16 protein-coding genes and 1 tRNA gene are annotated in these 17,602 nt (G+C 71.3%); 8 read left to right on the top strand and 9 right to left on the bottom strand.

The window, feature by feature from the left end; translation table 11 throughout:
- The first annotated feature begins 40 nt into the window (after window positions 1-40).
- Both Microterr_RS08305 and Microterr_RS08300 read left to right on the top strand, forming a co-directional pair.
- Entirely contained in the window at window positions 41-1,162 is a 1,122-nt protein-coding gene (locus tag Microterr_RS08305; protein WP_263798434.1) for a YlbL family protein, read from the top strand.
- A 38-nt stretch (window positions 1,163-1,200) separates the two neighbouring features.
- Window positions 1,201-4,104 (top strand): UPF0182 family membrane protein, encoded by a 2,904-nt coding sequence (locus Microterr_RS08300; RefSeq protein WP_263798436.1) that lies wholly within the window; start codon window positions 1,201-1,203, stop codon window positions 4,102-4,104.
- 85 nt (window positions 4,105-4,189) lie between these two features.
- Here Microterr_RS08300 and Microterr_RS08295 read toward each other — a convergent pair whose 3' ends face one another.
- From Microterr_RS08295 to idi, 7 genes are read right to left on the bottom strand one after another with little or no spacing between them, the layout of a single operon-like run.
- Window positions 4,190-5,089 carry a prenyltransferase gene (locus Microterr_RS08295; protein WP_263798437.1) on the bottom strand — a complete coding sequence of 300 codons (900 nt, stop codon included), beginning with the start codon at window positions 5,087-5,089 and terminating at the stop codon, window positions 4,190-4,192.
- On the bottom strand, window positions 5,086-5,388 hold the full coding sequence (locus tag Microterr_RS08290; RefSeq protein WP_263798438.1) for a lycopene cyclase domain-containing protein: 303 nt from the start codon (window positions 5,386-5,388) through the stop codon (window positions 5,086-5,088). Before Microterr_RS08290 ends, Microterr_RS08295 begins: the two co-directional genes overlap by 4 nt.
- Window positions 5,385-5,735, bottom strand: a complete 351-nt coding sequence (locus Microterr_RS08285) for a lycopene cyclase domain-containing protein (protein ID WP_263798439.1) — start codon at window positions 5,733-5,735, stop codon at window positions 5,385-5,387. Before Microterr_RS08285 ends, Microterr_RS08290 begins: the two co-directional genes overlap by 4 nt.
- 1 nt (window position 5,736) lies before the next feature.
- Window positions 5,737-7,299 (bottom strand): phytoene desaturase family protein, encoded by a 1,563-nt coding sequence (gene crtI / locus Microterr_RS08280; protein WP_263798440.1) that lies wholly within the window; start codon window positions 7,297-7,299, stop codon window positions 5,737-5,739.
- Window positions 7,296-8,177, bottom strand: coding sequence for a phytoene/squalene synthase family protein (locus Microterr_RS08275; RefSeq protein ID WP_263798441.1), 882 nt, complete (start codon window positions 8,175-8,177; stop codon window positions 7,296-7,298). The genes crtI and Microterr_RS08275 overlap by 4 nt, the downstream gene beginning before the upstream one ends.
- Window positions 8,174-9,253, bottom strand: coding sequence for a polyprenyl synthetase family protein (locus Microterr_RS08270; RefSeq protein WP_263798442.1), 1,080 nt, complete (start codon window positions 9,251-9,253; stop codon window positions 8,174-8,176). Before Microterr_RS08270 ends, Microterr_RS08275 begins: the two co-directional genes overlap by 4 nt.
- On the bottom strand, window positions 9,250-9,861 hold the full coding sequence (gene idi, locus Microterr_RS08265) for an isopentenyl-diphosphate Delta-isomerase (protein WP_263798443.1): 612 nt from the start codon (window positions 9,859-9,861) through the stop codon (window positions 9,250-9,252). Before idi ends, Microterr_RS08270 begins: the two co-directional genes overlap by 4 nt.
- Window positions 9,862-9,936: 75 nt before the next feature.
- Between idi and Microterr_RS08260 the strand changes: the two genes are divergently transcribed.
- The gene (locus tag Microterr_RS08260) at window positions 9,937-10,407 is read left to right on the top strand and encodes a MarR family winged helix-turn-helix transcriptional regulator (RefSeq protein ID WP_263798444.1); all 471 of its coding nucleotides are present in this window, start codon (window positions 9,937-9,939) and stop codon (window positions 10,405-10,407) included.
- A gap of 69 nt (window positions 10,408-10,476) precedes the next feature.
- On the opposite strand, the gene Microterr_RS08255 is transcribed toward Microterr_RS08260, so the two are convergent.
- A tRNA-Met gene (locus tag Microterr_RS08255) sits at window positions 10,477-10,550 on the bottom strand.
- Window positions 10,551-10,641: 91 nt separating this feature from the next.
- On the opposite strand from Microterr_RS08255, the gene Microterr_RS08250 reads away from it, so the two are divergent.
- Window positions 10,642-11,154, top strand: coding sequence for a DUF6328 family protein (locus Microterr_RS08250; RefSeq protein WP_263798445.1), 513 nt, complete (start codon window positions 10,642-10,644; stop codon window positions 11,152-11,154).
- Window positions 11,151-11,963 carry a carbon-nitrogen hydrolase family protein gene (locus Microterr_RS08245; protein WP_263798446.1) on the top strand — a complete coding sequence of 271 codons (813 nt, stop codon included), beginning with the start codon at window positions 11,151-11,153 and terminating at the stop codon, window positions 11,961-11,963. The genes Microterr_RS08250 and Microterr_RS08245 overlap by 4 nt, the downstream gene beginning before the upstream one ends.
- Here Microterr_RS08245 and Microterr_RS08240 read toward each other — a convergent pair.
- Complete coding sequence (locus Microterr_RS08240) at window positions 11,951-13,153, bottom strand: aminotransferase class I/II-fold pyridoxal phosphate-dependent enzyme (RefSeq protein WP_263798447.1); 1,203 nt, start codon at window positions 13,151-13,153, stop codon at window positions 11,951-11,953. The two genes, Microterr_RS08245 and Microterr_RS08240, sit on opposite strands and share 13 nt — an antisense overlap.
- Window positions 13,154-13,271: 118 nt before the next feature.
- Here Microterr_RS08240 and Microterr_RS08235 point away from each other — a divergent pair, with 118 nt between their 5' ends.
- Genes Microterr_RS08235 through Microterr_RS08225 form a run of 3 tightly spaced genes read left to right on the top strand, consistent with a single transcriptional unit; the run spans window position 13,272 to window position 17,600 of the window.
- A complete protein-coding gene (locus Microterr_RS08235) occupies window positions 13,272-14,861 on the top strand; it encodes a S1C family serine protease (protein WP_263798448.1) in 1,590 nt (529 codons plus the stop codon).
- 46 nt (window positions 14,862-14,907) lie between these two features.
- Entirely contained in the window at window positions 14,908-16,164 is a 1,257-nt protein-coding gene (locus Microterr_RS08230; protein WP_263798449.1) for a CDP-glycerol glycerophosphotransferase family protein, read from the top strand.
- Window positions 16,161-17,600 carry a CDP-glycerol glycerophosphotransferase family protein gene (locus Microterr_RS08225; RefSeq protein ID WP_263798451.1) on the top strand — a complete coding sequence of 480 codons (1,440 nt, stop codon included), beginning with the start codon at window positions 16,161-16,163 and terminating at the stop codon, window positions 17,598-17,600. The genes Microterr_RS08230 and Microterr_RS08225 overlap by 4 nt, the downstream gene beginning before the upstream one ends.
- The last annotated feature ends 2 nt before the right edge of the window (window positions 17,601-17,602 follow it).

The raw sequence follows: 17,602 nt of genomic DNA, 5'->3' as shown, positions 1-17,602 counted from the left end.
CTTACGCCGGTCGCGAACGACCAGGCTCAGAAAGGCTCCCGTGGCGCTGTTCGACGACAACGTGACCATCGCGCCCGCCCCCCGGCGGCGTCCCTCCCGCAGCACGACTGTCGGCATCTGGGCCCTGGTGGTCGCCCTGGTGGTGCTCCTGGTGCTCACGTTCCTGCCGACGTCCTACGTGATCCAGCAGCCCGGGCCGGTGTACAACACCCTCGGTTCGGTCGAGAACGCGGACGGCGAGGACGTCCCGCTGATCTCGGTCGAGGGCGCGGACACGTACGAGACGGCGGGCGCACTGGACCTGCTCACCGTGCAGGTCGTCGGCAACCGCGAGCGCACCCCCTCGTGGTTCGAGCTCGCCCTCGCCTGGTTCGACCAGAGTAAGGCCGTGCTGCCGATCGATTCCGTGTTCCCGGAGGGGCAGACCACGGAGGAGCGCAACGAGGAGAGCGCGGCGCTGATGGTCGACTCGCAGAAGGAGGCGACCGCGGCCGCCCTCAGCGAGCTCGGCTACGACGTGAACGCGATGCTGACGGTCTACTCGGTCGTCGAGGACTCCGCCGCGGAGGGTCAGCTCGAAGAGGGCGACATCATCCTGGCGGCGAACGGGACTCCGGCGACGGATGCCGGTGCGCTCCGCGACATCGTCAACGAGGGCGACGGCGCGGCGGTCGAGCTCAGCATCGTGCGCGACGGTGAGGACCAGACGATCTCGATCGTGCCGAAGGAGACCGAGGTCGACGGCGAGAAGACGTGGCTGCTCGGAGTCACGCTGATGAGCGACTTCGACTTCCCGATCGACGTGACGATCCAGTTGAACAACGTCGGCGGACCGAGCGCCGGGATGATGTTCGCCCTCGGCATCATCGACGTGCTCACCCCCGGCGAGCTCAATGCGGGGGAGACCGTCGCCGGCACCGGCACGATCACCGCGGACGGCACCGTCGGCCCGATCGGCGGCATCCAGCAGAAGCTGTGGGGCGCGAAGGACGCCGGCGCGAGCTGGTTCCTCGCGCCGGAGTCGAACTGCGACGAGGTCGTCGGGCACGTGCCGGACGGACTGCGCGTGTTCTCGGTCGAGACCCTCGACGATTCGCTGGCCGCACTGGAGGCCATCCGGGAGGACGGCGATCTCGACGCGCTGCCGACCTGCGGCTCGTGAGCGGGCCGGGCGGCTGATCGGCCGCCTAGGATGAGAACGTGACCACGACCTCTGCGCCGACACAGGCCACACCGCCTCGCTCCCGCCGCGTCATCGCCATCTCCCTGGCGATCATCGCCGCCCTCGTCGTGGCGTTCTTCGCCTTCGTGGGCCTCTACGCCGACTGGCTGTGGTTCGAGCAGCTCGGGTTCGACTCGGTGCTGCTGACCCAATGGACGGCGCGCGTCGTCATGTTCGTGGTCGGCTTCCTCGGCATGGCGGTGCCGGTGTGGCTGACCATCCAGCTCGCGTACCGCCTGCGACCCGTCTATGCACGGCTGAGCTCGCAGCTCGACCGGTACCAGGAGGTCGTCGAGCCGCTCCGCCGTCTGGCGATGTGGGGCATCCCCGTCTTCTTCGGGTTCTTCGCCGGCTTCGCCGCGTCCGCGCAGTGGCAGACCACCTGGCTGTGGTTCAACGGCGTCGCGACCGACACCGTCGATCCCGAGTTCGGGCTCGACACCGGCTTCTATCTCTTCGCGCTGCCGTTCTACAGCACCCTGCTCGGCTTCGTCTCGGCCGTGCTGCTCATCTGCATCCTGGTGACCGCCGTCGTGTCGTACCTGTACGGATCGGTGCGGGTCGGTGAGCGCGAGCTGCGGATCTCCAAGTCCGCCCGGATCCAGCTCGCCGTCCTCGCCGGCCTCTACCTCGCCGTTCAGGGTGTGAGCCTCTGGCTCGACCGCTACAAGACGCTGAACCAGCCGGAGGACCGCATCACCGGCGCCGGCTACACGACCGTCCACGCCGTGATCCCCGGCCTGACGATCCTCGCGATCGCCGCCGCCATCGTGGCCGTCCTGTTCTTCGTCACCGCCATCATCGGCCGGTGGCGGTACCCGCTCATCGCCACGGCGGTGCTGGTGGTCTCCTCGATCGTGCTCGGCGTCGGCTACCCGTGGGTGGTGAACACCTTCCAGGTGCAGCCGAACCGCTTCTCCCTGGAGGAGGAGTACTACCAGCGCAACGTCGACATGACCCAGGTCGCGTACGGCATCGACGGGCTCGAGAAGAGCAACTTCGCCGCCGAGACCGCTGCGGAGGCCGGTCAGCTGCGCTCTGACGCCGACACCACCGCGCAGATCCGCATCATGGACCCGGCGATCATCTCGCCGACCGTGCGTCAGCTCGAGCAGTACCGCTCGTACTACCAGTTCCAGGACCCGCTCGACGTCGACCGGTACCAGATCGACGGCGAATCGCAGGACACCCTCGTCTCGGTGCGCGAGCTCAACCTCGAGCAGCTCGGGCAGGCCGCCGACTGGCAGAACTCGGCGCTCGTCTACACCCACGGCTACGGCATCGTCGCGGCGAAGGGCAACGATCGCACGAGCGACGGCGACCCCGTCTTCCTCGAGCAGGGCATCCCCGCATCCGGCTTCCTCTCCGATCGCGAGAACTTCGAGCCGCGGGTGTACTTCGGCGAGTACTCGCCGCCGTATTCCATCGTCGGCGCACCCGAGGGCGCGAGCGACATCGAGCTGGACTACCCGACCGGACCGGACGGCGCGAACGAGACGAAGACCACCTTCACGGGTGACGGCGGGCCGAGCGTCGGCGGCGTCTTCAACCGTCTCGTCTACGCCCTGAAGTTCCAGTCGGAGCAGATCCTGTTCTCGGACTACCTCAACGAGGACTCGCAGATCCTCTACGACCGCAACCCCAAGGACCGTGTCCAGAAGGTCGCGCCGTACCTGACGCTGGACAGCGACCCGTACCCGAGCGTGGTGGACGGACGGATCGTCTGGATCGTCGACGGCTACACCCTGAGCGCGAACTACCCGTACTCGAGCACGGTCAGCCTGCAGACGGCGATCTCGGACTCGAGCACGACGCCGCAGCGGTTCGCGCTGGATGACATCAACTACATCCGCAACTCGGTCAAGGCCACCGTCGACGCGTACGACGGCTCCGTCACGCTCTACGCCTGGGACGAGGAGGACCCGATCCTCCAGGCCTGGCAGAAGGTCTACCCGTCCACGGTCGAGCCGATCAGCGAGATGTCCGGCGACCTGATCAGCCACGTGCGCTACCCGACAGACCTGTTCAAGGTGCAGCGCGCGATGCTCGGCGTGTACCACGTCGACGATGCGCAGTCGTTCTACCAGCGCGACAACGCGTGGACGACCCCGAACGACCCGCAGGACGAGTCGAACCTGCAGCCGCCCTACTACCTGACGATGAAGATGCCCGGACAGGACGAAGCGTCGTACTCGATGTTCACGTCCTTCATCCCGTCGTCGCTCGGCGCCAATGCGCGCAACGTGCTGATGGGCTACCTGGCTGTCGACTCGGATGCGGGGGCCGCGAGCGGCAAGAAGGCCGCGGACTACGGCAAGCTCCGGATGCTGGTGATCGACGCCGACACGACGGTGCCCGGTCCCGGGCAGGTGCAGAACACCTTCGACGCCGACCCGCAGGTCTCCGCGTTCATCAACATCCTCAAGCAGGGGCAATCGGATGTGCTCAACGGCAACCTCCTGACGCTGCCCGTCGGCGGTGGACTGCTCTACGTGCAGCCGGTCTTCGTGCAGTCCTCGGGCGCCACCAAGCTCCCGACCCTGCAGAAGGTGCTGGTCTCGTTCGGAAACGACGTCGCCTTCGAGGACACGCTGAGCGAGGCGCTCGACACGCTGTTCGGCGGCGACGCCGGTGCCACCGGCGGCGACGCGGATGTGACACCGTCGCCCGTGCCGACCGCGCCCACGCCGGCTCCCTCCGAGACGACCGAGCCGACGCCGGCGCCGAACGACGACGACTACCAGGAGGCGCTGGCCGAGGCGCAGGACGCCATGCTGGACCGCGAGGCGGCGCTGCAGGACGGCGACTGGGCAGCGTACGGCGAGGCCGACAAGAGGCTGACCGCGGCGGTCAACCGGCTGATCGAGCTGGACGGCCAGTAGGCCCGACAGCCCCCGGGCTGATCAGCCGGGGGCTGTTCAGTCCGATGGCTGTTCAGCCCGGTGGCTGTTCAGCCGGGGATGCGGATCACGCCGTCGCGATCGCGTACCAGATCAGCAGCACCGTCACGGCAAAGCCGGCGATCTGGTTGATCCAGAGGAAGCGACCCCAGCCTGCTGTCGCTCGCGTCGCCGTCGCGTCGTCGACATCCCGGTACGGCCACACGTTGCCGATGTACAGCAGGGCGACGAGGGCCGCGAGCGGGCCAGGCCAGGTCGTGAAGAGCATCGCGAGCCCGGCCGCGGCGTAGCAGCCGAGGGCGAACCACACCGTCCAGCGCGCGCCGCGCGCCGTCGCGATGGAGGCGATGCCGGCCGCACGGTCGGCAGCCACGTCCTGCACCGCCCCGAAGGCGTGCGAGGCGATGCCCCAGAGCGCGAACGCGCCGACGATCGCCGCGAGCTGCCAGGTCCATGTCGCGCCCGCCAGCACGAGGCCGTAGACGGCCGGCGAGAAGAAGTGGATGCTGCTGGTCGCCGAATCGGCGAACGGCACCTCCTTGAGCCGCAGGGGCGGCGCCGAGTAGGCGACGACGAAGAAGAGGCTGAGGGCAAGGACGAGCCAGGAGACCGGCGTCCCCACCAGCACCAGGTACGCGACGAACGGCAGGCTCAGCAGCCCTGCCGCCCAGAAAGTGGTGGGGTGCAGGGCGGGCTCGAGGACGGCGCCGTGCGCACCGCCCTTGCGGGGGTTGCGGATGTCGGACTCGTAGTCGAACACGTCGTTGATGCCGTACATCGCGAGGTTGTAGGGGACCAGGAAGAAGAGGGTGCCGACGATCAGGGTCAGGTCGACCTGGCGGGTGGTGAGGAGGTAGGCGGCGGCGAACGGGTAGGCGGTGTTGATCCAGCTCACCGGCCGCGAGGCGATGAGGAGGGAGCGTGCGACGCGCTGGACGCGGGCGGCCCTCAGGGCGCGGGGGGTCATGCGCGCTTCCGCTCGGTCAGCGTCCAGACGGCCGGCACGAGGAAGGCCGCGCAGAGGGGGTACGCGAAGTCCTCGAGCGGAGCCGCTCCCACGCGGAGCCCGGACAGGTGCTCCGCAGGGTACGAGTACAGGTCGGCGGCGATCATCAGGTTGTCGAACACGGCGGTGAGGAGCATCAGTGCGATGGCCGCGAGCGCGGACGAGATCATCCGCTGCCCGAACCGGGGACGCCGTGCCGTGGCGACCGTGGCCGCCAGCGTCAGCGCGAGGAAGGGGAGGACGAGCAGGGGATAGCTCACGGCGCAGTCTCCTCTCGGACGGCGACCTGCTTCTCCCGGCGGGCGCGGAGGCGCTCCGCCCCCGCCCACAGCACCAGCGCCAGGTAGCAGAGGAACGCCAGGAACACCGGCTCCTCCAGCGGAAGGTGCGGGGCGAGGTCCACGCCGACGAACAGCGGGCTGTCGCCGCGCACGAAGATGCCCGCGGCGATGCCGGTCAGGTCCCACACGAGCAGGACGAGCGTGCCGACGGCGACGGCGACGGCGGTGCGGGCGGGGGAGCGGCGGGCGATGAGGTCGAGCCGAAGGTCGAGCACCAGCATCCCCGCGAAGGAGAGCAGGATCGCGATGAGGTAGGCGCCCGCCATGTCAGGCGCTCACCGCCGCGGGTGCGGGCAGCGGCCCGGGCGTGCGGTCGCCGCGGAGACGCTTGAGCACGAGCTCGGCGGAGATCAGGCACATCGGCAGGCCGATGCCGGGCAGTGCGGACCCGCCGGCATAGAGCAGGGAACGGACCCGCCGGGAAGCGTTGCGCGGACGGAACATGGCGCTCTGCCCAAGGGTGTGCGCGAGGCCGAGCGAGCTGCCGCGCCAGGAATGGAGATCGGCTTCGAAGTCGGCGGGCGCGATCGTGCGGCGCACCACGATGCGGTCGGCGAGGTCGGGGATGCCGCACCAGTCCGCGATCTGCGTGATCGCGCGGTCGGCCGCGGCCTCGATGCGCGGGTCGCCGGCGCCGTCTGTGCCGCCGTGCCCGAGCTGCGGGTCGGCCGGGATCGGCACGAGCACGAACAGGTTCTGGTGCCCGGGCGGGGCGACCGTGGCGTCGGTCGCGCTCGGGCGGCAGACGTACAGCGACGCCGGATCGGGGATCCGGGAGTCGCGGCCGAAGATGTCGTCGAAGTTGCGCTTCCAGTCCGTGGAGAACACGAGCGTGTGGTGGGAGAGCGCGGGCAGCTCGCCCTCGACGCCGAGCAGGAGGAGCAGCGCGCCCGGCGAGGGCGTGCGCCGACGCCACCAGCGCTCGGGGAGGCTGCGGTGCTGCTTCGGGAGCAGAGCGGTCTCGGTGTGGTGCAGGTCGGCGGTGGAGACCACCACATCGGCGGAGAGGACCTCTCCCGAGGCCAGCCGCACGCCGGTCGCCGTCGCGGGGCTGCCCGCGACGAGGATCTCCGCCACCGGGGCGTCGGTGCGCACGACCGCGCCGGTGCGCTCGGCCAGGCGGGCGATCGCCTGGATCAGCGCGGTGAAGCCTCCGCGCGGGTAGAGCACGCCCTGCTCCAGGTCGAGGTGGCTCATCAGGTGATAGAGCGCGGGCACCCGATCGGGCGATCCGCCGAGGAAGACCGCGGGGTAGCCGAGCAGCTGCCGCAGCACCGGATCGCGGAACCGGGCCGACACATGCCGCTCGAGCGATCGCGTGAGCAGCGGTGCGAGGGTCGGCAGGTGTCGCAGCAGCGCGGGATCGCGCAGTCCGGCGCTGGTCTCGTAGGTGTCGTAGAGGAACCGGTTCACAGCCAGTGTGTACGCCTCCCGAGCCGAGTCGAGATAGCGGGCGAGGCGGGTGCCCGCGCCTGCCTCCCTGCTCTCGAAGAGGGCGGTGGCGGCATCCCTCGACGCGTGGACGTCGACGGGATCGGCGGTGCCTTCCGCGTACACCCGGTAGGCCGGGTCGAGTGGTGCGAGGTCGAGCTCGGCGGCCGCGGTGGTGCCGAACATCGCGAAGAAGTGGTCGAACACCTCGGGCATCAGGTACCAGCTGGGGCCGGTGTCGAAGCGGAAGCCGTCCCGCTCCCAGCTGCCCGCGCGCCCGCCGATGCTCTCGCGCGCTTCCAGCACCGTCACCGACCAGCCGTCGCGGGCGAGGAGCGCCGCGGTCGCGAGTCCGGAGATGCCCGCGCCGATGACGAGGGCCGTGCGCTGCTCGCTCATGCCCTGGCGCTCCGCGGCGCGAACCCCAGCCAGGCGCGCACCGCGAGCCGGACCTTCACCGCGTCGGGGACCCGCACACGCCCCGACGGCGCGTTCTGGCGGCGCAGCCGACCGGACAGCTCGGCGAACAGGTCGTGCGCGGCCGTCACGGCGCGGCGGCAGTCGTCCGGCAGATCCGCGACGGTCGCGGCGGCGGCGGCGAGGTCGGCGTCGATGCGGTCGAGGACGGCCTCGCGCGACGCGGCGCCCTCGCCCACCCGCAGGTAGTCGCGGCCGAGCTCGGTGCTGTCGTGGTCGAGGTCGCGGAGGAAGTTGACGTCCTGGAACGCCCGCCCGAGACGCCGCGCGCCGTCGACGAGGTGCGGCGCCGGCTCGACCGGATGCTGCGCCCCCGCGTTGGTGAACGCCTGCAGGCACATGAGGCCGACGACCTCGGCCGAGCCGTACACGTACGCGTCGTGCGAGGTCGCGTCGTGCGCGGTGACGGTGAGATCGGTGCGCATGGCCGCGAAGAACGGCGCGACCAGCTCGCGGCCGATGCCGCACTCGCGTGCGGTGAGGGCGAAGGCATGGACGATGAGGTTCGCGCTGAAGCCGCGGCGGACCGCTGCGAGGGTCTCCGCCTCGAGCTCGTCGAGCACGATGCGCTCGGCGTCGGGGCTGAGGCCGGCCGCGAGCGCGGGCCCGTCGACGATCTCGTCGGCGACCCGCACGAGCGCATAGATCGCCCGCACGTGCGGGCGCACGCGCGGCCCGAGCAGGCGGCAGGCGAGCGCGAACGACGTCGAGTACGCCTCGATGACGACGGCGGCGGCGTCGCGCGCGGTGCGGTCGTAGAGGGCCAGTCCGTGCGCGGAGCCGGTCTGCTGATCGGTCACGGCATGCGCTCCTCGATGCCGGCGGCGAGTCGGCGGATCAGGTCGCCTGCGGCAGGGGGCAGGGCGGCATCCCCCACAGCATCGTCCACAGTGCTCTGGATGCGGTCGAGCGCCGCGCGCACGAGGCTGACGACCCCGGAGCGGGCGCCGCTGCTCTCGAGGGTGCGCTGCGCTTCGCGAACCGCGACGGGTCCGGTGCTCGCGAGGCCGATGGCCGCGGTCACGCGCGGCCACTCCGCGGAGTCGCGGGCCAGAGCGACGAGCGGTGTGCGCTTGGCCTCACGGAGGTCGCCGCCCGGCTCGCGTCCGGTGTGCTCGGCCGCGCCGAATGCCCCGAGCAGGTCGTCGACGAGCTGGAACGCGAGGCCGAGGTCGGCGCCGATGCCGCCCAGCACAGCCAGGGCGGAGGCGTCCGCGCCGGCGAGCAGGGCGCCGGCGCACAGGGGAGCGGTGAACGAGTACACGGCCGTCTTGTCGTGCGCGACCGTGAGGGTGCGGTCGGTGTCGGGGACGTCCGCGCCGACGGCGTTCTCGACATCGCCGAGCTCGCCGGCGGCGGAGAACAGCACGGCATCGTCGATCAGATCGTGGAGCGCCGCCCGCACGGCGGGCCGGACGTCGATGAGCGCGACGGTGCGCAGTGCCTCGTGGATGAGGAGGTCGCCGGCCAGGATCGCCGCGGCGTCGCCGAGGAGCGCGGCGCCGGCGCTGTCCGCACCGTGCACGACCGCGCGCTGCCGGAACGTCCCCGCGACGTTCGGCTGCCCGCGACGCACCACGTCGTGGTCGATCACGTCGTCGTGCACGACGAAGGCGGTGTGCAGCAGCTCGAACGCCGCCGCCACCGCGATGCAGGAGTCGAGCTGGTCGGCGGGGCCGTCGAAGGCGCGGAAGGCGCCGAGCACGATCGCAGGTCGCAGCCGCTTGCCTCCGTCCGCAGCGCGGCCGGCGGCGGCGACGAGCGCGGGCAGCGAGCCGCCCACGTGCACGGCCCGATCACCGAGCCTGCGCAGCGCGTGGTCGATGGCCTCGTCGATCGCTGCTGTGTCGGAGGTGCGGGTGAGGGTCTGCGTCATGGCGCGGTCGTCCCGCCGTCCGTTCCGGTGTCGGCACCGGTGTCCACCCCGTTGTCCACCCCGGTGTCCGCTGCGCCGAAGAGTCGGAGCTGGTTGGCCTGCAGCACCAGCCACGGACTGAACGCCCACGGCGTCGCCTGAAGTGATGCGGCCAGGTCCTCCGGGGCGACCCAGCGGGACTCGGCCACCTCGAGCGGGTTGAGCACGGGCTGCGCGCGCGTGCGCGCGATGTACACGGGGCAGATCTCGTGCTCCACGATCCCGCTGGCGTCGGTGGCCCGGTACCGGAAGAGGGGGAGGGCGAGCTCGATGTCGTCGAGCTCGAGCCCGAGCTCGTATTCGGCCCGTCGGCGCACCGCCTGGATCAGGGGCTCGGCCGGACGCGGGTGCCCGCAGAACGAGTTGCTCCACACGCCCGGCCATGTCGTCTTGCCGAGCGCGCGGCGGGTCACGAGCACACGGCCCTGATCGTCGAGGACGTGGCAGGAGAACGCGAGATGCAGGGCCGTCTCGGTGCCGTGGATGCTCGCCTTCGGCGCTGAGCCGATCTCACGGCCCTCGTCGTCGAGCAGAACGACCTGGTCGGTGTCGAGCAGGGGGGTGGTCATGATCCTCCAATATCGCTAGTTTATCTAGCAATCTGATTATCGGCGATGATACAGAGGACTGAAGGGAGTGTCTACGTGGCGGAACGCTGGTCACCGCAGACGCCGCACGAGGTCGCGGTGATGGATGTGCTGCGGGCCGTGCGCGCCTTCAGCGACGCCATGGAGCGCATGCACAGCGGCATGAAGGGCGACATGGACATGAATGCGACGGATGTCGCGGCGCTGCGGATGCTGATCATGCGCGAGAACAGGGGCGAGTCCGTCAGTCCCCACGAGGTGGCCCGCCACCTGCGGATCTCGACGGCGTCGACGACGAAGCTGCTCGACCGGCTGACCCAATCCGGGCATCTCGAGCGCCGCCCGCATCCCATCGACCGGCGGGCGCGGATCGTCGTGCTGACCGACACGTCCAGGGAGGCGTTCTATCGCCATTTCGGCGAGCGCCTGAAGGGGATGCGCGCGATGACGATGCCCTACAGCGAGGACGAGCTGCGGGTGATCTCACGCTTCCTCGGCGAGATGAGCGAGGTCATGGACGAGGACTGAGCCGCGGAGAACGGGTCACGCGACAACAGAAGAAGGCGCCCCCCGGAGGGGACGCCTTCTTCGTTTCTGTTGCGGGGACAGGATTTGAACCTGCGACCTCTGGGTTATGAGCCCAGCGAGCTACCGAGCTGCTCCACCCCGCGGCACAAGAGTCAACTCTAGCATGGCTTCGGAGCAGGTCGGACCACCGGGGCGCGCTTGCCGTGAGCGCGCCGCTGACGCGAGGATGAGGGCATGGCCCCCGCTCCCGACACGCACCCGCTGGACGACTTCGCGGATGGCCGGGACGAGACCCCCGCGGAGCGCGCAGACCGCAACTGGAACGAGGTGCTGCAAGAGCTGCGGGTCCTGCAGACCGGCACGCAGATCCTCACCGGCTTCCTCCTCGCCCTGGCATTCCAGCCGGCGTTCGCAGACCTGAACGGGGGCCAGCGCACGTTGTACCTGACCCTCGTGACTATCGCCGCCCTCAGCACGATCGTCGCCCTGGCGCCGGTGGCCCTGCACCGGGCGCTGTTCCGGCAGCGCCTGAAGCCCCGCGTCGTCTCCTATGGGCACGCGGCACTCGTGACCGCGCTCGCGACCGTCGCCGCGCTGGTGGTGGGCGTCGTCGCCTTCGTGTTCGACGTGGTGCTCGATGCGGGCGCCGCGTGGATCGTGGTCATCGCACTCGCCCTCGTGCTGGTGACGCTCTGGCTGATCGTGCCGCTCGTGATCCGCTCCCAGCGGGAGGAGGGAGGCCGATGAGCACCGCACTGGCCGTCGCCCAGTTCGCACCAGCCGCCGACACGGCGGCGAACCTCGCCGTCATCGGCGACCTGGTGGCCACCGCATCCGATCGTGGCGCGAAGGTCGTGGTCCTGCCCGAATACGCGAGCTACTTCATCGACCCCTTCGACGCCAGCCTGGCGGAGCACGCCCAGCCGCTGGACGGCGCGTTCACCGCGGCGCTCACCGGCCTCGCGGCCGCGCACGGCGTCGTGATCGTCGCGGGCCTCCTGGAGGGAGGCGAGGGTCGCCGCGTGCGCAACACGGTCGTCGCGGTGAGCGCGGACGGCATCGTCGCCTCGTACCGCAAGCTGCACCTGTACGACGCCTTCGGCCAGCGGGAGTCGGACTGGGTGGAGCCGGGCGAGATCGGTCCGCCGGAGACGTTCACGGTGGACGGCATCAGGTTCGCGGTGATGACCTGCTACGACCTGCGCTTCCCCGAGGTGGCCCGCGTCCTCGCGGACGCCGGCGCCGATGTCATCCTCGTCCCGGCCGAGTGGGTGCGCGGACCCCTGAAGGAGGGGCAGTGGCGCACGCTGCTGCATGCGCGCGCCATCGAGAACACGGTCTACGTGGCCGCCGCCGACCATCCGCCGCCGCTGGGGGTGGGCGCTTCGATGATCGTCGACCCGCAGGGCGTCGAGATCGCCGGAGTCGGCACCGCCACCGATGTGGCGGTCGCGCACGTCGACCGCGCCACCGTCGAGCGCGTCCGGCGGGTGAACCCGTCTCTGCTGCTGCGCCGGTTCCGCGTCGTGCCGCGCGAGGACCTTCAGGCCGAATAGCCCGCGAGGCGCCTGGCGGCCTCCTCGAGCACCTCGGTGCGCTTGCACGCGGCGAAGCGCACCAGGCCGGCGTACTCGCTGCGACGGCCGGCCGTGGTGAAGGCCGTGAGCGGGATGCCGACGACCCCGGCGCGATGGGGCAGCTCGCGGCAGAAGGCCGCGGCATCCTCGGCGCCGAGCGGTGCCGCATCCGCCACCGTGAAGTACGACCCTCCGGCGACCGACACGGGCATGCCCGCCCCGGTGAGCCCGGCGATGAGCAGATCGCGCTTGTCGCGAAGGGTGGTGGCGATCCTGTGGAAGAAGGAGTCTGGGAGGCCGAGTCCCACGGCGATCGCCGGCTGGAACGGCGCACCGTTGACGTAGGTGAGGAACTGCTTGACCACCAGGACGGCCTCCACGAGCGCCGAGGGTCCGGTGATCCACCCGATCTTCCAACCGGTGGTCGAGAACGTCTTGCCCCCGGACGAGATCGTGAGGGTGCGCTCCGCAGCGCCGGGGAGCGTGGCGATCGGCACGTGCGGCGCGTCGAAGACCAGATGCTCGTAGACCTCGTCCGTCACGATCACGGCGCCGTGCTGTTCGGCGAGTCGCACGATCTCCGCGCGGGTCTCTTCCGTGAACACCGCGCCGGTCGGGTTGTGCGGGTCGTTGACGAGGATGACCCTCGTGCGATCGGTGACCGCAGCGCGGAGGTCGTCGAGATCCGGCTGGAAATCCGGCCACCGCAGCGGCACCGGCACGAGCCGGGCGCCGGAGAGCGCGATCACGGCGGCATAGGCGTCGTAGAACGGTTCGAAGACGACGACCTCGTCGTCGGGTCCGTCGGTCAGGGCGAGGAGCGCGGCGGCCAATGCCTCGGTCGCCCCGGCGGTGACGAGCACCTCCCGCGCGGGATCGAGCTCGATCCCGTAGAAGCGGCGCTGATGGACGGCGATCGCGTCGAGCAGGACGGGGAGGCCCCGGCCGGGCGGGTACTGGTTCACCCCGGCGGAGATCGCCTGTCGCGCCGCCTCGAGCACCTCGGCGGGGCCGTCCTCATCCGGGAACCCCTGGCCGAGATTCAGTGCGCCGGTCTGCGCCGCGAGGGCGGACATCTCCGCGAAGATGGTGGGGCGGGTGTCGCCGTCGACGCCGAGCAGGCCGGCTCCTGCCGCGGTGCGGCGCCACGCGCCGGGAATCTCGTGCACGGGCCTCACGCTACTGGACGCGCACCGAGCACTCGCATAGACGTATCCCACCCGCACCATAAGAAACACACAGCATCGCCGGGCAATGTGGGTCTTGCTTTTGGAAGAAGGAGCAGCGATGAGCGACAACCAGGACGAGCGTCCCGCAGACCCCACCCCCGCGCCCCCGGCGCACACCCCGCCGGCTGCGGCCGAGGCGGCCCCCGCCGCCGCGCAGCCCGTTCCTCCGCGTCCGCCGCTGCCCGCCCAGCCGGCACAGCCCGCCCAGCCCGCCCAGCCGTACGGTGCGCAGCCGACCGCCCCCTACGGCGCGCAGCCGACGTCGCCCTACGGTGCGCAGCCCACCGCCCCGTACGGCGCGGCCCGCCCGCAGGGCTACGCCGGCCAGCCGCCGTACCCGGCCGCCCACCAGACGCAGCCCACCCTTCCGCTCGGCGCCTTCGGGCAGCCCGCGGCCGGCGCGGGCGCCACGGCGACGAGCTCGGCTCCGACCGCTGCGGCGAGCACGACCAAGAAGTCGGGCGCGGGCAGGGTCGTCGGCCTCCTCGTCGCCGCGGCCCTCGTCGGCGGCGCCGCGGGCATCGGCGGCGCCTACGCCGGCGTCAGCATGTTCGCGCAGCCCGCCGCCTCGACCGCGACGAGCCCCACGACCGTCACCGTCAACGACACCGACTCGGTCAACCAGACCACGGCGATCGCCGCCAAGGTGGTCCCGAGCGTCGTGACCATCTCGGCCTCGTCCGGCAGCAGCGGGGGCACCGGCTCCGGCGTCGTGCTCTCCGAGGACGGCTACGTCCTCACCAACACCCACGTCGTCACCCTCGACGGCGCCACCGGCGACGCGAAGATCTCGGTCACCACGTCCGACGGCAAGGTGTACGACGCGACCGTCGTCGGCACCGACCCGACCTACGACCTCGCGGTCATCAAGCTCGAGGACGCCAGCGGTCTCACGCCGATCGAGTTCGGCGACTCGTCCGACCTCAACGTCGGCGACACCACTGTGGCCGTCGGCGCTCCGCTCGGGCTCGCGAACACCGTCACCACCGGCATCGTCAGCGCGCTGAACCGCTCGATCGAGATCGCCTCGTCCGCCGCCCCCGACTCGGGCGACGCCGACGAGGACGGCGGTCAGGGCCAGGAGGGCGACTCGCCGTTCTTCTTCGATTTCGGCCAGGGGCAGACTCAGCAGTCCGCCGCCGAGACGATCAAGATCGCGGTCATCCAGACCGACGCCGCCATCAACCCGGGCAACTCCGGCGGCGCGCTGGTCGACAACGCGGGCAAGCTGATCGGCATCAACGTCGCGATCGCGTCGGCGAGCGATTCGTCCGGCCAGAGCGGCTCGATCGGCGTCGGCTTCTCGATCCCGTCCGACATCGCCAAGCGTGTGAGCGACGAGATCATCGAGAACGGCGAGGCGACCCACGGTCTGCTCGGCGCGAACGTCCTCTCGGCAGCATCCGTCGAGGGTTCCGACATCACGGGCGCGTACATCCAGGAGGCTGTCGCGGGCGGGGCAGCCGCCGAGGCCGGCCTCACCGAGGGCGACATCATCACCGGGTTCAACGGCGTGCCGATCACCGACTCGGTCGACCTGACCGCGCAGGTGCGCGCTGCCGCTGCCGGCAGCGAGGCGACCGTCACGTACGTCCGCGACGGCGAGACGCACACCACCGACGTGACGCTCGGCACGCTCGAGCAGTAGGCCCCGAGACGGCAGTCAGGACGCCACCCCGCGATAGGCTCGCGGGGTGGCGTCCTTCTCGTTCGGCGCGGGCAACGCGAGGAAGCTCGCCAGCATCCCGCTCTACGCCCTCGGCCGCCTCGCCACCCTGCTGATCCCTCGCTCGCGAGACACGTGGGTGTTCGGCTGCGGTGCCGGCATCGGCGACGGCGCGCTGGCGCTGTGGCGTCAGGCGGCACCGGCCGGGCACGAGATGGTCTGGCTGACGGGCTCCGCCCGGGACGCGCGGGATGCTGCCGCCCTCGGCATCGCCACGATCCCCAAGTCCTCGCTCCGCGGCTTCTGGCGCACCGCCCGGGCAGAGGTCGTCGTCGTGACCCACGGCTTCGGCGACGTGAACCGCTACGCCGTGTCGGGTGCATTCGTCGCCCAGCTGTGGCACGGCATCCCGCTCAAGCGCATCGGGCTCGACTCTCCCGAGACGGTGCGCAGCCGCATCCTGCCGCGCTCGCTCGCCCTCCGGCGCCTGCTGGCCGCCCTGTACCGAGGAGCCGCACAGCGCATCAGGGTGCTGCCCGCCGCGTCGCACCCGGTGCGCGCGCGTCTCGAATCCGCCTTCGGACTCACCGACGACCGGGTGCCGGTGACGGGCGAACCCCGCGTCGACGTGCTCTCGCAGGGCACGGAGCTGGAGCGGCGGCTGCACGCCCGCTCCGCGATCGACATCGCGAGCGGGCCCATCGACCCTGCGGCGCGGCTGGTGCTGTACGCGCCCACGTGGCGAGACGGCGACCCGGACCCCGCCGTTCCCACCGCGGCCCAGTGGGAGCGCATCGAGGGCGTGCTGCGCCGACGGGGCGCGGTCCTGCTGGTGCGATCGCATCCGCTCGGCGCGGGGGAGTACTCGCCGCCGTTCCCGACAGAGCGGGTGCGCTCGCTCGGCAGCGATCGGGTCAGCGACGTCACGCCGCTGCTCCCCGGCCTGGACGTGCTCCTCACGGACTACTCGTCGCTCGCCTTCGATGCGGCGCTCGTGCCGTTGCCGGTCGTGTACCTCGCCCCCGACGTCGAGGCCTACGGAGCACGGCGGGGCTTCTACGGCGCCTACGCGGATGTCGCCGGCGACGACTGGGCGCGGGACTGGGATCAGGCCGCCGACCGGCTCGACAGCGTGCTCGGCGACCCGGCCGCCTGGGAGGCCGGCGTGGATCGCTCCCGACAGCTCAGCGAGCGGGTGCACGCCTTCGATGACGGGCGCAACACCGAGCGGGTGTACCGTGCGATCCTGCGTGGAATCGACCGGTCGACGAAGGGAGTGCGATGACGCACGCGCGCTTCAGCACGGACGGCGCAGCGCTGGTCCTCGTCGGCACAGGAGCCGTGCCGCGCAGGGTGGCGCTCATCGGCCCGCGCGCGCAGGTCGATGCGGCCGCCGTCGCCGGCGACGACGGCTGGACCGCCACCCTTCCGCTCCGGGCGTCGCGATGGGGCGGACCCGAGCTGCCCCTCTCCTCCGGCGTCTACGCCGTGCAGGCGGACGGCGCAGACGTCGAAGACCTCCCCGAGCTCCCGCTCGTGCAGTTCGGGATGCTGCGCGCCGCCCTCGTCGCGGACGCCCTCCACATCGGGGCACCCGTCGACCCTGCGTACGACTCGGGTGAGGCGCAGGAGGCACTCGAGCGCCGCTATGCCACGGGCACGGGCGGACCCGAGAACGCCGTGTTCTTCGAGAGCTTCTACGGCCGCAACGCGAGCTGCAATCCGCTCGCGATCGACCGCGAACTTGCCCTGCGGGCGCCCGGAGTCACCCGCTACTGGAGTGTCGTCGACCTCTCGGTGGTCGTGCCGGAGGGCGCCGTCCCGGTCGTCGAAGGCAGCCCGGAGTGGTGGCGTGCCCGTGGCGCGGCCCGTCTCCTCGTGGTGAACGACTGGCTGCGCCGTCGGTTCGTGCGTCGCCCCGGGCAGGTCGTCCTGCAGACGTGGCACGGCACCCCGCTGAAGCGTCTCGCCCTGCACCGGCCGGGCTTCGCCCCCCGGCGCGCCGGGGCCGTGCTGAAGGAGTCGCGCCGCTGGAACATCCTCCTCGCGCAGAACCCGTACGCCGCCCGCATCCTCGGCAAGGCCTACGCGTTCCTGCGCCGGCCGATCTGGGTCGAGGGCTACCCGCGCAACGACGTGCTCGTCGGCGGCGACGGCGCACCGGCCAGGGCGGCGCTGGGGATCGCCGCGGACGAGCGGGTGCTGCTCTACGCGCCCACGTGGCGCGACGACCGCCGCGAGATCGTCGACTTCGTCGACCCCGTCGCGCTCGCGGCCGCCGCCGACGCGACCGTGCTGGTGCGCGGGCACTCCCGCACCATCGGGCCGGGCCACGACGCGCAGGGGTCGCGGGTCATCGACGTCACCGGCTACCCCGACACCGCTCAGCTGCTGCTCGTCGCTGACGCGCTCATCACGGACTACTCCTCGGTGATGTTCGACTTCAGCGTCACCGGCAAGCCGATGTTCTTCCTGGTGCCGGACCTCGAGCACTACCGGGGCGAGCTGCGCGGGTTCTACTTCGACCTGGAGCAGCACGCGCCGGGCCCCGTCGTGCGCTCGCAGGACGACCTGGTGGCGGCGATCGCCGCGCACGAACCCGCCGTCCACGCCGCGCGGTACGCGCAGTGGCGCGAGAAGTTCAACGCGCGAGACGACGGCCGTGCCGCGGAGCGGGTGGTCAGCCGCATCCTCGATCAGCGACTCGTCGATCGCGACTGAGC

This window comes from Microbacterium terricola (assembly GCF_027943945.1).
GTDB classification, from domain to species: Bacteria; Actinomycetota; Actinomycetes; order Actinomycetales; family Microbacteriaceae; genus Microbacterium; species Microbacterium terricola.
The sequence above is the reverse complement of the archived record's forward strand: the minus strand, read 5'-3'. Positions and strand labels throughout refer to the sequence as shown.

Bases quoted from the DNA above. Each gene is read 5' to 3' on its own strand.
- Microterr_RS08295 (WP_263798437.1), bottom strand. From the start codon at position 5,089: ATGACCCCCCGCGCCCTGAGGGCCGCCCGCGTCCAGCGCGTCGCACGC.
- Microterr_RS08285 (WP_263798439.1), bottom strand. From the start codon at position 5,735: ATGGCGGGCGCCTACCTCATCGCGATCCTGCTCTCCTTCGCGGGGATG.
- crtI (WP_263798440.1), bottom strand. From the start codon at position 7,299: ATGAGCGAGCAGCGCACGGCCCTCGTCATCGGCGCGGGCATCTCCGGA.
- Microterr_RS08270 (WP_263798442.1), bottom strand. From the start codon at position 9,253: ATGACGCAGACCCTCACCCGCACCTCCGACACAGCAGCGATCGACGAG.
- idi (WP_263798443.1), bottom strand. From the start codon at position 9,861: ATGACCACCCCCCTGCTCGACACCGACCAGGTCGTTCTGCTCGACGAC.
- Microterr_RS08250 (WP_263798445.1), top strand. From the start codon at position 10,642: ATGGCCCCCGCTCCCGACACGCACCCGCTGGACGACTTCGCGGATGGC.
- Microterr_RS08245 (WP_263798446.1), top strand. From the start codon at position 11,151: ATGAGCACCGCACTGGCCGTCGCCCAGTTCGCACCAGCCGCCGACACG.
- Microterr_RS08235 (WP_263798448.1), top strand. From the start codon at position 13,272: ATGAGCGACAACCAGGACGAGCGTCCCGCAGACCCCACCCCCGCGCCC.
- Microterr_RS08225 (WP_263798451.1), top strand. From the start codon at position 16,161: ATGACGCACGCGCGCTTCAGCACGGACGGCGCAGCGCTGGTCCTCGTC.